Below are 13,681 nucleotides of genomic sequence, written 5' to 3'. Positions count from 1 at the left end.
GATCCCGAGCAGCGCCGTGCCCAGCGCTTCCAATTTTCGGTACATGACCACTCTCCTGAGGTCCGGGTACGTGCTGCTCACAGTGGCCGGGCGAACGTCGGCAAACCTTCGGAAAAGCTTGAATCCGCCTAGATCCGCACGTCGGTGGCACCCAGAGTGAGAGGTAAGGGCTGTCTGTTGACCCAGGGGGTGTGATGGCCACGCGCTTCGGAATCCTCGGGACCATCGAGGTACGGCGGCACGGGGTCCTTGTCGACGTGGGGCACGCGATGCAGCGGCGGGTGCTGGCAGCGCTGCTCGTCGACGCGGAACAAGGAGTGTCCGCCGACGCGCTGGTGGAACGGGTGTGGGGGGACACCGAGCCGGGGCACGGCCGCCCGAAACTGTACGGATACCTCTCCCGGCTGCGGCACGCGATGGCGGCCGACGGCACGGCCATCACCCGGGAGCGAGGCGGCGGCTACCGGCTCGCGGTCGAGCCCTCAGCGGTGGACGCACACCGCTTCCGTGAACTGTCGGACCGGGCGCGGAGGACGGGCGATGACGGGCAGTCGGAGGCGCTGTGGCGGGAAGCGCTGGCGCTGTGGCGGGGCAGTGCGTTCGCCGAGGCGGACACCCCATGGTTCAACGCGCAGCGCCAGCTCCTCGACAGCGAGCGGCTGGCCGCCCAGCTGGAGCTGGCCGATGTGCGGCTGCGCCTGGGGCAGCACGACGGAATGGTGAGCGAACTGGCCACCCGGGCGCGCTCGTATCCGCTCGACGAACGGGTGACCGGGCAACTGATCCTCGCCCTCAACCGGTGCGGACGCCAAGCCGAGGCGCTGGAGGTGTACGAGCGCGCTCGGCGGCGGCTCGCCCACGAACTGGGTGTCGACCCCGGCGCGGCGCTGCGCCGACTGCACGAACGGATCCTCGCCGGCGATCCCGAACCGGCCGAGCCCCGCTCCACCGCACCGACCGCCACCCCACAACCGACCGGCAAGAGCAGCACGGCGGTCAGACCGCCCATGGTGCGCCAACTGGTACCCCGGCTTCTCCCAGCGGACCCGTCACTCTTCGTCGGCCGGGAGAGCGAGGTGGACGAGGCCCGTCGGCTACTCGGCGCGGAGCAGCCCGGTCCGCCGACGCTACTGATCACGGGCGCCGCCGGAGTGGGCAAAACCGCCTTCGCCATACGGACCGGGCATCTGCTCGCCGCCCGCTTCCCAGACGGCCAACTCCACGCGGACCTGCGGGGCTTCGGCGACGAACCGGCCGAGCCGTTCACCGTGCTGGGCACCTTCCTCCGTGCGCTCGGCACCCCCGGCGGTGCCGTGCCCGCAGAGCTGACGGACCGCGTCCATCTCTACCGCACCCTGCTGGCCGGGCAGCGAACCCTGGTCGTCCTGGACAACGCCGCCGGTGTCCAGCAGCTGAGCGACCTCCTGCCCAGCGGGGTGCGCTGCGCCGCCATCGTCACCAGCCGCACGACCATTGCGGAACTGTCCTGCTCCAGGCTCCCGCTAGGCGTACTGGACTCCGGGACGGGGCTCGACCTGCTGCGCAAGATGCTCGGCCGGGACCGGACCGACGCGGAGTCCGGGCCGGCCCGCGCCATCGTGGACACCTGCGGCGGCCTTCCGCTGGCGGTATGGGTCGCCGGTGCGCGGCTGGCCGCCCGGCCGGGCTGGCCCCTGGCCAAGATGGCGCGCGCTCTCGCCGACGAGCAGCGCAAGCTCGACGAGCTGGCCGTCGGCCATATCGCCGTACGGGCCAGTCTCCAACTCACCTATCAGCAGCTGACCGCGGCGGCGCAGCACGCTTTGCGAATGATCGCCCTGCTACCCGAACCGAGCTTCTCCGCCTGGGCGCTGGCCGCGCTGCTCGACGCGGGGCTAGCCGAGGCGGAGGCCGTCCTCGACGACCTGGTAGAGGTGCATCTCATACAGATCGAGTCGGCGGACGCCTCCGGGATCCGCTATCAACTGCACGACCTAGTGAGGCTGTTCGGCAGGGAACGGGCCGAGCTGGACGTCCCCGAACAAGATCGCGAGGCCGCACTCACTCGACTGCTCAGTGCAAGCCTGCACCTCGCTGACCTGGCCGCGGACGCCCTCAAGGTCGACTTCCAGGGCATCTCACAGCTGGACCTGGCCACCTGGCAGCCGCCCGCGACCGAGTCCGCCCAGCTGCTCGCCGATCCACTGGCCTGGTTCACCGACGAACGCCGATTCCTCATCGACGTGACGGAGCAGGCGCTCGACGGAGCGCAGAATGTCGCACCCGCCGCCGGGCTGGCCACCGCCCTCACCACCCTCTTCCAGGTCGGCAGCCACTTCGACGACTGGGAGAGGCTCCAGAACCGGGCCCTCACAGCGGCCCTGAGCAGCGGCGACCGCCACAGCGCCGCGAAGGTCCACCGCTGCCTCGGCGAACTCACCACCATCCTCGACCGCTACCCGGAAGCACTGCACCACTTCAAGCAGGCCCTGCAGCATGCCGAGGGCCAGGAACCCACCTACCGGGCCAGTGCCACGGCGGGGCTCGCCTATGTGCACCGGCTCCTCGGCCAGTACTCCTCCGCCATCCACCATTTTGAGGAGGCCGCCCGGCTTGCCGAATCGGCCAGCAACGTCAACTGCCTCGTCTACGCGACAAACGGCCTCGGCGTCATCGACCTGGAGCAGGGCCGAGTCGATGCCGCCGTCGAACGGTTCACGAAGTGTCTGCGAGTCAGCCGGGCCGCAGGCTACCGGCCAGGGGAAGCCCAGGCCCTGCGATGCCTGGGCCAGAGCCATCGGGCACTCGGCTCCCACCCGGCCGCCGCCGACGCCTACCGGCGGGCCGCCGCGATCAGTGAGGACCTCGGCGACCGGCTCAGCGCCACACACGCCACCTGCTGGCTCGGAGACGTCATGGTCCGGCAGGGCGAGCACCGGACAGGGCGCCGCCTGCTGGCCCAGAGCCTGTGGACCTACCGGGAGTTCGGCAACCTCTGGGGCGAGGCCGCGACGCTGAACGCCCTCGCCGAGGCCCACCTCGCGGTGGGCCGCTCCGCCTCCGCCCGCAGACGCGCCGAGGCCGCCGTCAGGCTCTGGCGGCGGATCGGCTCCAGCAAGTGGCTGGCCGTCGGCCTCGACACCCTGGGCGCCGCACACGCCCTGGCCGGTGGCCATTCGGCCGCGGCCCGCGCCCGCGAGGAGGCGGACGAGGTACGGAGAGCTTGAGGCGGTGGCCTGGCGGCCTGACGGCCCCAAAGGGTGAGCCTGGCGTTGCCCCGGTCGGTCAGGGATGTGGGGATGAGCGGCTCCCTCTCACGCCGTGGAGCGTCTTCCGCTTCAAGGTGGTGGTCGTCCTGGTATGCGAACCGGGCCCGCGGCTGGCGTGGCGGCCACGTCGATGGTGGTCATGGTTCGTCTCTCGGGTACAGGGCCCGGCGCGAACGGAGCGGAATTGCCTCTGATGCAGCACTCCGCAGGTTCCAAGCAAGCGCGAATCAGCAGGTGATGAGCATCCGCTCAGCATCCTTCCGCACTGCGCAGGCGATCCACCAGCCACTCTTGCGCTTCACGATCAAGTCTCCGGCTACCGAAGCGGACGTTCCGCTCAGCGCCCTCGCCCAGCGCCACCTCGACCTGAAGAACGAGTTTACGCGAAGGTCAAAGAGCGGGGTCAGCCGACTGACGTCGAAGTGCGGCTGCGCAAGCAGATCGTCAAGCTGAAGGACTCCAGTCGCCCGGGCCGGGGACGGTTGCGGCGGTGGCCCCGGGTGCCCCGTAGACAGGGCGGGGCAGGCAGCGGGGCCCGCCGCGGCCTTTGACGAGCTCGTCGCCGTCAACGGCGGTCACGGCCACGCCGGCGTCCCTCAATCGGCGCAGGACGTCCGCCGCCATGCCGTAGCCGATGACTCTCCGATCACCGACGCAGAGGTAGTTGCACGCCTGCTGCAGCCACGACTCGTCCCGGCTGACCTCGACGACCGTGATGCCGCACGCGGCGAAGAGGCCGAACAGATCTACCGGACGGCTCCCGCACCGGTCATGCAGCGCAGCGGAGAGCACACAGGGCGGGTGGGCGACGACCACGTCCTCGGCGACCGGCAGCAGCCCCCCGTCCAGGTTCATGCGCCAGGGCGACGGCGATCACCTCGTCCGCCAGCGCCGGCACGAGCTGCCGCACACCCGTCTGTGTGGTGCGGCGTCCCTCCCGCGCGTACGGGATGACGTCGCCTCCCTCCACGTACACGTCCTCCGCCTCATGCCCGCCCTCGGCGGCCCATTCCACACGGGCAACCCCAGAGTCTCCAGCGCCCGTGACAGCACCGCCGTCTCCGGCCGCCGTAAAGGACGGGCCATCCGGGCAGGAAGGTAGAGACCAGGCGCCCAGGGAAGAGTGATGGCGGAGTCGCGGGTGAACATGAGGTTCGGGTCGCCCGCTGCGACCTCGCTCCACTCCTCCTCGTCGAGGAGCTCGCCCAGGTAGCGGACCGGGATCCCCGTGTTCTGGATCGCCTGGACGAAGGCACCGTGCTGGGTGGTAACCGCCGATGAACAGGACGACTTGACAGCAAAGTGAACGGCCACGACGCCCCGGGCCAGCTCCCCGGGCACCCGGACCACCGCACGCCCACCAGTCACGCTCCTTGCCGCCGCAGCCTCCAGCTGCCGCTCCTGTACCCGGATCCCATCGCCTCAGCTCAACCCTGGCCGCTCCCGCTCAGGAACTCTCGGGCGCCGCGGAGCCGGGTGCGCAGCCTCTGTTGGGTGGCGCGGCTGTCGAGTCGGACGTCGAGCCCACCGGGCAGTCCTGCATCAGCGCGGCGTGCGGCAGGCAGCCGAGCGGGGTCGAGCCCGTCGCGGCAGGCGATGAGCTCGCCCAGCTCGTAGCGGCTCAGGGCGTCAGGACCAGCAAGGTGGAAGACTCCGGCCGCGTCCGAGAGCGCGATCTCCCACAGGGCTGCGGCCAGATCCTCCACGTGGACGGGGCAGCGGATGTCGTCGGTGAACAAGGCGCCTTGCCGGGTGCCATCTGCCAGCGCGTGCACCAGCTGCTCGTGCTTGGAGCGGCCGTGCCCGATGATGAGCGAGGTGCGGGCGACGACCCCGTCAGGGCACAGGAGACGTACAGCGGTCTCGGCGGCCGCCTTCGCCGCCCCGTACGGCGTTAGCGGGTCAGGAAGACAGGACTCGTCGTAGCAGCCGCCGGCCGTTCCGGAGAAGACGGCGTCGCTGGAGACGTGCACCAGCCGCATGGAGCGATTCGCCGCGGCCTGGGCAAGTCGCACACCGCCTTCGGCGGTGACCGCCCAGTCCGCCCCGCCGCTCGTCGCGTTGATCAGCACGGCCGGAGCCCCCATGTCGAGGACCTCCTCCAGACGGATGGGATCGCGAAGATCAAGGTGATGCCACGTCGCCCTGCCGTCGTCACCGGGACGGGAGCGAAACGTCGCGGCCAGACGCCCGACCGTGGATGCCGCCTGTCGTACCAGCTCGGCACCCAGGAACCCGCTACCGCCGATGATCAGCACAGTCATGCCGCCTCACCTTATGGGCGACGGGTGCCGCCGCGGGGGTGCTTCGACGGAACCCGGCGCAGCAACGATTGAGCGTCGCGGAGCCCTGTGTGCGGGCCTGCTGGCGGGGGTCGTACGCACACCGGCTGGGGGTGATCTGTCGTCGGGCCCAGGTAGGGCGCTGCTGATCCACTCTCACCGAACGAAGGCGTGGAGCGGCAAATGACGTCCGGGTTCCAGCCCCGGACGTGGGCCACATCGACGCTGGTGACGAAGCATCACTTACGAGACAAGGCATGTCCTGGCCTGATCCGACGAGCAAGTCTATGAGGCCCCAGCCCGGTACGTCTCCCCGCTGGAGATCGCCCCCGCACAGCGCCGACGCTGCCGTCGACTTCACTCCCCTGGGTGCCGCCGGCGCCCGGCTGATCGCCCTGCGCCTGCCTCACGCCCCCCGCCGCTGCCAACCCGATCATCCACCCTGGAGATCAAGTACACCTCGCTCCCCCGGTCCCGGTTCACGTTCCTCGAGGCGCCCGACAGAACGTCGACACTTCGGTCCGGCCCCGCCACGGGCTCGAAGAGCGGGCCACGTCGCCACACCGTCTGGAAGGTCTCCATCAACCTGGCCGAAGATTGAGCGATACGGCGGGCGATTCCTCCCTCGGGAGAGTGGCCCTTGAGCGCGGTTCCTCTGCCGAAGTGTGAACGTTCGCTTGGATCACAGCATGAATTTTCGACGCATCACCACGCTGCTCGGCCCTGTCGCCGCGGCAGTTCTCCTGTCCCTCGCTGTTCCCGCGTCCGCTCAGGCCGCAGAGGGAAGCCTCACTATCGACGCCACCACGTACCAGGACCCGGCGGACGGCTGCCTGAACGTCGGGGGACCCCCCGCGCCGCGGCACTTCATCGCCAACGACACTGACACCCTCGTGCTTCTCTATGCCGACGCCGACTGCGAGGGCCGCCCCGTTCACGTCGTACCGCCCGGAGATGGCGACTTCACCCCGTTCGAATCCGTGCGCATCGGACTGCCCTCCTGACCCCATACCGAACGCGAAGGCGCCGACGTCGGAGGAAACACGGGCAACCGGTGTAACACCTCGTCAGCCCTGCGCAGTCGCTCGCTCCATGGATGGCCCCGGCACCTGCCGGGGCCACGCCCTATCCGGGGCCCGCGCGAGTTATTTGCGACGATGGCTACCGCCGCATGATCAGCAAGCACCTCACCATCATCGAGACCCTGTCGCCCGGCTCGCCGGATCTTCTATGGTCAGCGGGGCGGAAATGCTCCAGCGCTACCCGCGGCGGCGGTGCTGTGCAACGGCCCGTCGTACAAGCTGGTGCGTCACTGCGTTGGAGACGTGGCTTTCTGACCTGCGGGTTTGTGTCAGGCGGTGGTGTTGCGGTCGGAGACGAGGCTGGCGGCGGTCGCCTCGTAGGTGGCGGGCAGGTTCTCTCAGAGCGATGACATCGGATCCCCCGCATGTCCGGCTCGACCAGGGCCAAGGGCGCGGACCGCAGTCGCGGATCTTCACGGCCGCCCGCTTGCGCCCGCCCGCTCGATCACTCACCGCCTGGGCTGCGGCTGGAAGGCGTTCTCTTTCGGTCATGCACCACTTCCACGTCGATCCCGAGGCCGCCGCCGTGCTGGATGGCGCTGGTCTGGTGGCCGCCATCGGCCCACATTTTGGTGACACTCAGGTGAGCCACCGCCAGCTCGGTCAGGGCCTGCTTGCTGCCGAGTCACCGTGTCGCCCTCGTGCTGGTGAGAGCCCTGGCGATGGCCTGCAGGTGCAGGGCGTGGCCATGGGCGGAGGGGTGGATGCGGTCGGCGGCGAAAAGTTCCGGTTGTGTGCTGTGCCGGGGGTCTCGTAGGGGGATGGCAACGGCTCCGGCTCGTCTCACCGCTGTGGTCTGGAGGTGTTCGAGGCGTCGGCTGCGGCATGAGAGGGGGATGCGCAGGTAGTTGCGGACGGCGGGTACGTGGCCTACGTCCCAGCAGGTTCCGACCAGTACGTGCCAGCCGGCCTGGCGGAGTTGGGTGACCTGGTGGGCAAGCTTCTTCGCCGCGAGCCTGAGGGGGGTGCCGGCCACGATGTCGTTGCCGCCGACGATGATCAGGGCGACTCCCGGGGGGTGAGGGTGACGGAGGGCTCTGCGGAGCTGGTGCTTCATGAACCCGGTGGTGGTGCCGGGCCGCGCGAGGACCCGCAGACGTACGGGGCGGCTGGTGGCGTGGCTGAGGGTGGCGGCGCACTGTGCGCCGAGGGTCTCCTCGACGGTGGAGGTGCCGACGGAGGCCGCGATGGAGTCGCCCAGGACGAGCAGCGAGAGCGCGGGGCCCTCGTGGTCTCCGTAGGTGCCATCGGCAAGAGGGAACGCCGTGTGGTGTTGGGGGCGGAATCCATTGCTCACCAGCGCGCGGGCGATGAGGTCCGCGGCGATCCGCCGCGCGGCGCGGGTCAGCCGGCGGGAGTCTCGAAGGATGGGCATCAAAGCTCCTGCGCCAGGGCGGTGGGGCGCCGCTCCCGGAAACGGATGGATGTCCGGTGGAGGCGTTCGGTGTAGGTGAGAAGTTCGCCGCGGCTTCGTTCTCCCTGGGGCCCAAGGTCGGTGCGCTCGTGGATGCGTAGGGCTCTGATGAGGGGAGTGAGGACATCGTTGTGGAAGATCTCCAGGTCGTACCAGCCGGCCATGGTGATACGGGCGTTCATCTCGGCGAATCCCGGAATCGTCTGGCCGGGCATGCGGAACCCCTTCACCGCTCGCCACAGGCTGGCCATGGCCTGGTCGGGAATGAGGTCGAGGAGGGCGGCGTAGAGGTCGCGGTAGAAGACCATGTGCAGGTTCTCGTCCTGTGCCACGCGGGCGAAGAGCCGGGCGCATACGCTTTCGCCGCAGTGCAGGCCGGTGTTGCGGTGCGCGACGCGGGTGGCGAGTTCCTGGATCATCACGTAGGCGAGGCCGTGCAACGGGTCGGAGGGCAGATCGTCGGGGCGTGGCGGTGTGGACATGTACCGCATGCGGGCGCGTTCCAGTGCGATGGGGTCCACCGCGCGCGTGGTGTGGATGTAGGAGAGCATCACCGTGCTGTGCCGGTCTTCTTCGGCGGTCCAGCGGTGAAGCCATTCGTCCCAGGCGTTGTCCCGGGGGGCGTTGGCGGCGAGCCGGTGGTGGTAGACGGGGAGGTTCTCTTCGGTCAGGACGCTCAGGACGAGCGCTGACTTCGCTACGGGGCTGAGCGCCGACTGCGCGTCCTGCCAGGACGCTCCTTCGAGCGGGCCGTCGTAGTCCTGGCCGCGGCTCCAGGGGACGTACTGGTGGGGAAACCACTCCTGGGCCATCGACAGATGGCGGTCGAGCAGGTTTGCCACCACCGGTTCCAGTTCTGTGAACCAGTCTGTGGAGTGCTGCGGCACGAAGAGAACCCTTCTCAGAGTGTCGGCGGATCCGGAAAGGCCATGGCGCGGCGCCGCCTTTCCTCGTCGTTCGTGGAGCAGTGCGCGCTCCGGAGCGGGCTCGCGGTCCGGCGTCCGCGCTCATTGAGGTCGGGGCGGCACCCCCCGGTGGTTCAGGCTCGGGTGATGACGAGGGCCGCGTTCTGCCCGCCGAAGCCACTGGAGACGGAGAGCGCGGCGTCGATGCGTGTGGGGCGCGGGATTTTGGTGACGACGTCGAGGTCGATGGCGGGGCCCATGCGACCGAGGTTGGCGGTGGGCGGGATCAGCTGGTGCTGGAGGGTGAGAACGGTCAGGGCGGCTTCGATCGCGCCGGCCGCGCCCATGGAGTGTCCGATGACGCTCTTGTTGGCGGTGACCGGCGGCGGGCGGCGGAAGACCTGGTGCAGGGCCTGGGCCTCGGTCTTGTCGTTGAGTTCGGTGGCGGTGCCGTGGGCGTTGACATGACCGATGTCGTGGGGAGCCAGGTCCGCGTCTGCCAGCGCCGAGCGGATCGCCTGGGCAAGGCCGTCACCTCGGGGGTCGGGTGAGGTGTAGTGGTAGGCGTCGCAGGAGGATGCGTGGCCCGCCAGGTGGGCGAGAGCGCGGGCACCGCGGGCCCGGGCGTGGCTGGTGGTCTCCAGGACGAGGACGCCTGCGCCTTCGCCCAGGACGAAGCCGTCGCGGTCCGCGTCGAAGGGCCGTGACGCGCCGGCCGGATCGTGACAACGCCGTGAGAGGGCCTGCATCTGCCCGAATGTCACCGAGCACATGACAGAGCTCGCGCTCTCGCTGCCGCCGCTGATCACGATGTCGCAGGCGCCGCTACGCAGCAGGTCGCAAGCGACGGTCAGGGCGGTAGTGCCGGACGCGCAAGCGCTGCTGGTGGTGAAGCTGGGGCCTTTGGCTCCCAGGTCCAGGCTGACCGCACCGGCCACCATGTTCGGCACGCTGCGGGGCAGGGCGAAGGGGGAGACTTTGTCGGCGTGGCCGTCTTGGAGGCGTCTGAATTCCACGGGGTAGGTACTCAGGCTGTTCGCTCCCACGCCCAGGACCACGCCGACCCGAGGGGCGTCCCAGGCCTTGGAGTCCAGGCCTGCGTGGGTGACGGCCTCGCGTGCGGCAATGACGGCCATCTGTCCGAAGCGGTCCAGGCGCATGCATAGCCGGCCGCCCAGTCGCCGCCGCGCATCGAGCTCGGGAACGCGGCAGGAGAAGTCCACGGCGAGACCGGCGAGTTCGGGATCACTCGTAGCGGTCGGGACGCCGGTGCACATGTGCTCCCAGGTAGCCTCCGTGCCCATTCCGGCGGGCGTCACCATGCCCAAGCCGGTGACGGCGATCGGTTGGCTGCTCACAGCTGCGCACCGGGGGCGGCAGCGGGCGGCGCAACGGCCTGACCGGCTGGGGCCGATTCGGCGAGGGTGGCGAGTTCGGCGAGGGTGATGTCCTGGCGGATGTCGGCGGCGGCCAGACCGAGTCGTTCTTCGACGATCAGGGAGAGTTCGACGAGGGAGAGGCTGTCGAGGTCGAGCTGGTCCAGGGTGGCGCCAGGGGTGACGCGGTCGGCCGGGACTTCGAAGTCCTTGATGAGGCAGTCGGTGATGATCTGATAGGTCGTGGTCATCGGCAAAGCCTTCGCAGTGGGTGGAACCCGCGCAGCAGGGGCGCTGGTCGGGCACGGGAGGTTCGGTCAGCGGGAAGGTCCGGCGGCAATCGGTTCGGCGGGCTGGGCGGCGGCCCGGGGCGGGCAAACCCGTTTGGGCTCGGAGGCCGGCAGTTTGCGCCACGACAGGGCGGCGGCCAGTAGCGCCGCGCCCGCGCCGGCGATCGCTGCGGCCGCCATGCCGTGGATGAACGCCGCACCGGTCTCGTGAACCAGGACGGACCCAGTGCCTGCACCCGGGTGACCGACGCCCGTCAGCAGGTCTCGGCCGTCCTGGTCGCGGAGCAGGATCTGCGCGGCCGGATTGGCCTGGAGGCGGTCTTCGAGCCGCACGGTGAAGACGGTGGACAGGAGCGAGCCCAGGACCGCGACCCCCAGGGTGGAGCCGACCTGCCGAGTGGCATCGTTGAGGGCCGAGCCGAGGCCGGACTTCGCAGCGGGCACCGCGCTCAGCACGAGCTCGGTTCCCACCGGTGCCACCAGTCCGCTGCCCACCCCTACCAGTGCCTCAAAAGCCAGGATGTGGGCGTAGCTCGAACCGGTCTCCAAACGGGCCATGACGGCGAACCCGCCTGCGACCATCACCAGACCGGCCGTGACTGGCACGCGTGCACCGAAGCGCCTGAGCAGCGCGGGCGCGAGAGCAGCGCCGGCCGCCAGGGCGAGTGACAGCGGGATCGTACGTACGCCCGCTTCCCAGGGGCTGTGTCCGCGGACCTTCTGCAGATAGAGGGTGAGGATGAACATGGCGCCCATGCCGCAGAACGACATCGCCGCCAGAGCGACGCAGGCCGGCCCCACCGGACCTCGCTTGAAGAGCACGGGCGGAGCCATCGGCCGGGCGGTGCGCACTTCCCAAGCGGTGAACAGTCCCAGCAGCACCCCCGCCACCGCGAAGGCCCCCAGGACCGTCGTGCTGGTCCAGCCCCGGCCGGGTGCTTCGATGACCGCCCAGACCAGGACCAGAAGCCCGGCACACGACAGAGCAGCGCCGGGCCAGTCGAGTCTGCCCGGCTGCACGTCGCGGGACTCGGGAACCATCCGCAGGGCCACAGCAGCCAGGACCAGGGCGAGGGGGACGTTGATCCAGAACACGGCCCGCCACGTGGAGTGCTCCACCAGCCAGCCGCCGGCAAGAGGGCCGGCAAGCGCGCCGATGCCTGCGACTGCCGCCCAGAGCGAAATCGCACGCCGGCGATCAGCGGCGTCGGCAAAGACGTGGACGATCGTCGCCAGCGTCGCGGGCATAAACAGCGCGGCGCCCAGCCCCATGCCGCAGCGCGCGACGATCACCTGCTCCACCCCGTCGGCCCGCGCGCCGAGTACCGACGCGAGCGCGCACACGACCAGTCCGACGACGAACGCACGCCGACGGCCGTAGGTGTCACCCAAGATGCCGGTGGCCAAGACGCAACCGCCCAGGGCAAGGGCATAGCCGTCGACGATCCACTGCGTCTGGGCCATCGAAGGCCCCAGATCTTCCTGAAGTGCGGGGATCGCGACGTTCAGGACGGTGAAATCCAGCCCCAGAAGGAACAGGGCAGAGCACACCACAGCGGTGCTCGCCCAAGCCCGCCAGCGGGACACGTCGCCTGTCTCCTGCGCGTCAGGAGAGCCGGCTGGTGCGGCGGGCTGCTCCGTACAGGGGCTGGTCTGTCCGCTCACCCGGACACCGGCGCGGCCGGGGCCGACGCTCGGTCCTCATGGCCGCGGCGTTGACGGGCGGCCAGTGCCTGAGCTCGGCGCTCGACGAAAAGCCCGGCCCGGGCATCAAGGCCCTCGAGGTGAGCGGCCAGACTGTCGCGGGCCTGTTCGCCTTCGGGGCCGAGCCCTCGGAGGTCGAAGATCTTGAGGTTGCGCAGAAGCGGGATGAGGACGTCGTCGTGGTGGATGCGCAGGTCATACACGCCGGCGACAGCGATCTGGGCCGCCATCGGGGCGAAGCCCGGCATCGCGTGGCCCGGCATCCGGAACGACCGCACGTTCTCCTCCACCGCCACCAGGACCTGGTCCGGGACGATCTCAAGAGCGGAGCGCAGCACGTCGCGGTAGAAGACCATGTGCAGGTTCTCGTCCTGCGCGATCCTCACCATCAACTGTTCGCACACCGGGTCACCGCTGAAGCGGCCGGTATTGCGGTGGCTGATGCGGGTCGCGAGTTCCTGCAGCGCCACGTACGCCATCCCGCTCAGGCATCCGCCGGCGGGGGATTCGAAGCCGGTGCTGACCTGGGCCATCCGGGCCCGCTCCAGGGCGACGGGATCCACCGCACGTGTCGCGTGGAGGTAGCCGCGGATGGAGGCGGCATGCCGGTCCTCCTCGGCGGTCCACCGGTTGAGCCACTCCCCCCACGCCCCCTCGCGGGTCGAGTTCATCGCCAGGGCATGGTGATAACCGGGCAGGTTGTCCTCGGTCAGAAGGTTCACGATCAGTGCCGAGCGCGCGGCGGGGTCCAGGCGGGACTGGTCCTCCTGCCACGGCTCGCCGCCCAGCGGGCCGTCGAAGTCCCGGCCCGTGCTCCACGGCACGTACTGATGCGGAAACCACTCCCGCGCCGCAGCGATATGGCGGTCCAGCAAACCGGCCGCGACCGGCTCCAGTTCGGCAATCAGGCTTGCATCGTCCCGCTTCAATCTCGTCACGGAGCAAGATCGTTCCGCGCTTGCATTTGAGTGGCAAATCCCGTTTCACCCGTATGGCTCCATTCACCCTGTTTCGGCCTTGGCAAGCGCCGCGGCGGCAGGACACGCCGCGCAAGACAATCCTGTGCGGCTCCCAGCCCTTCCCAACAGCAAGTTCCACCACAGGTGCGCGCCTGGGCGCTCAGACTCGCCCGGCCGACAGTGCGACCCATCCGTGGCGCAGTCGCCCCGGCGGGCGGCCCAGTCCCCCCTGGGGAGCAGCCAACGCCGCCACCATGCCCGCCTCATGACCGCGGCTCCCGCGCCCGGATTCCGCCAGGCGGTCTGCGGGTCCATGTCGCATCCCCGTGGGCGGGAAGGAACCATCGGCCTCCACCGCAGTGCCGGCAGCGCTGCCTACGCTGCCACAGCCCGCCGCCTTCACCGCGCCCCGAACTGCGGC

General features: G+C 69.9%; 10 protein-coding genes. 2 read left to right on the top strand and 8 right to left on the bottom strand.

Annotation, left to right across the window (positions count from 1 at the left end):
• Positions 1 to 194: 194 nt before the first annotated feature.
• Entirely contained in the window at positions 195 to 3,206 is a 3,012-nt protein-coding gene (locus JE024_RS35905; RefSeq protein WP_205378028.1) for an AfsR/SARP family transcriptional regulator, read from the top strand.
• Positions 3,207 to 3,692: 486 nt separating this feature from the next.
• Here the strand turns inward: JE024_RS35905 and JE024_RS35900 are convergent, their stop codons facing one another.
• Both JE024_RS35900 and JE024_RS35895 read right to left on the bottom strand, forming a co-directional pair.
• Positions 3,693 to 4,103, bottom strand: coding sequence for an arginine deiminase family protein (locus JE024_RS35900; RefSeq protein ID WP_205378027.1), 411 nt, complete (start codon positions 4,101 to 4,103; stop codon positions 3,693 to 3,695).
• A gap of 572 nt (positions 4,104 to 4,675) precedes the next feature.
• Positions 4,676 to 5,512, bottom strand: coding sequence for an SDR family oxidoreductase (locus JE024_RS35895; protein ID WP_205378026.1), 837 nt, complete (start codon positions 5,510 to 5,512; stop codon positions 4,676 to 4,678).
• A 707-nt stretch (positions 5,513 to 6,219) separates the two neighbouring features.
• Between JE024_RS35895 and JE024_RS35890 the strand changes: the two genes are divergently transcribed.
• Complete coding sequence (locus JE024_RS35890) at positions 6,220 to 6,534, top strand: hypothetical protein (protein ID WP_205378025.1); 315 nt, start codon at positions 6,220 to 6,222, stop codon at positions 6,532 to 6,534.
• Positions 6,535 to 7,237: 703 nt separating this feature from the next.
• Here JE024_RS35890 and JE024_RS35885 read toward each other — a convergent pair.
• The 6 genes from JE024_RS35885 to JE024_RS35860 form a co-directional block, all read right to left on the bottom strand.
• Positions 7,238 to 7,987 (bottom strand): SGNH/GDSL hydrolase family protein, encoded by a 750-nt coding sequence (locus JE024_RS35885; RefSeq protein WP_205378024.1) that lies wholly within the window; start codon positions 7,985 to 7,987, stop codon positions 7,238 to 7,240.
• Positions 7,987 to 8,913, bottom strand: coding sequence for an acyl-ACP desaturase (locus JE024_RS35880; protein ID WP_244883437.1), 927 nt, complete (start codon positions 8,911 to 8,913; stop codon positions 7,987 to 7,989). Before JE024_RS35880 ends, JE024_RS35885 begins: the two co-directional genes overlap by 1 nt.
• Positions 8,914 to 9,065: 152 nt before the next feature.
• Positions 9,066 to 10,289 (bottom strand): beta-ketoacyl-[acyl-carrier-protein] synthase family protein, encoded by a 1,224-nt coding sequence (locus JE024_RS35875; protein WP_205378023.1) that lies wholly within the window; start codon positions 10,287 to 10,289, stop codon positions 9,066 to 9,068.
• Positions 10,286 to 10,558: an acyl carrier protein gene (locus tag JE024_RS35870; protein ID WP_205378022.1), complete on the bottom strand. Its 273-nt coding sequence runs from the start codon at positions 10,556 to 10,558 to the stop codon at positions 10,286 to 10,288. Before JE024_RS35870 ends, JE024_RS35875 begins: the two co-directional genes overlap by 4 nt.
• Before the next feature lie 66 nt (positions 10,559 to 10,624).
• Positions 10,625 to 12,184: an MFS transporter gene (locus JE024_RS35865; protein WP_205378021.1), complete on the bottom strand. Its 1,560-nt coding sequence runs from the start codon at positions 12,182 to 12,184 to the stop codon at positions 10,625 to 10,627.
• Between the two features lie 74 nt (positions 12,185 to 12,258).
• Positions 12,259 to 13,239, bottom strand: coding sequence for an acyl-ACP desaturase (locus JE024_RS35860; protein WP_205378020.1), 981 nt, complete (start codon positions 13,237 to 13,239; stop codon positions 12,259 to 12,261).
• Positions 13,240 to 13,681 lie beyond the last annotated feature (442 nt).

The organism is Streptomyces zhihengii (assembly GCF_016919245.1).
GTDB lineage: Bacteria > Actinomycetota > Actinomycetes > Streptomycetales > Streptomycetaceae > Streptomyces > Streptomyces zhihengii.
Note: the sequence above shows the minus strand (reverse complement) of the source record. Positions and strands in the feature narration are given on the sequence as shown.

Excerpts from the sequence above, each read along its gene's own strand:
- JE024_RS35895 (WP_205378026.1), bottom strand. The coding sequence starts at position 5,512 with ATGACTGTGCTGATCATCGGCGGTAGCGGGTTCCTGGGTGCCGAGCTG.
- JE024_RS35900 (WP_205378027.1), bottom strand. The coding sequence starts at position 4,103 with ATGAACCTGGACGGGGGGCTGCTGCCGGTCGCCGAGGACGTGGTCGTC.
- JE024_RS35890 (WP_205378025.1), top strand. The coding sequence starts at position 6,220 with ATGAATTTTCGACGCATCACCACGCTGCTCGGCCCTGTCGCCGCGGCA.
- JE024_RS35905 (WP_205378028.1), top strand. The coding sequence starts at position 195 with ATGGCCACGCGCTTCGGAATCCTCGGGACCATCGAGGTACGGCGGCAC.
- JE024_RS35870 (WP_205378022.1), bottom strand. The coding sequence starts at position 10,558 with ATGACCACGACCTATCAGATCATCACCGACTGCCTCATCAAGGACTTC.
- JE024_RS35885 (WP_205378024.1), bottom strand. The coding sequence starts at position 7,987 with ATGCCCATCCTTCGAGACTCCCGCCGGCTGACCCGCGCCGCGCGGCGG.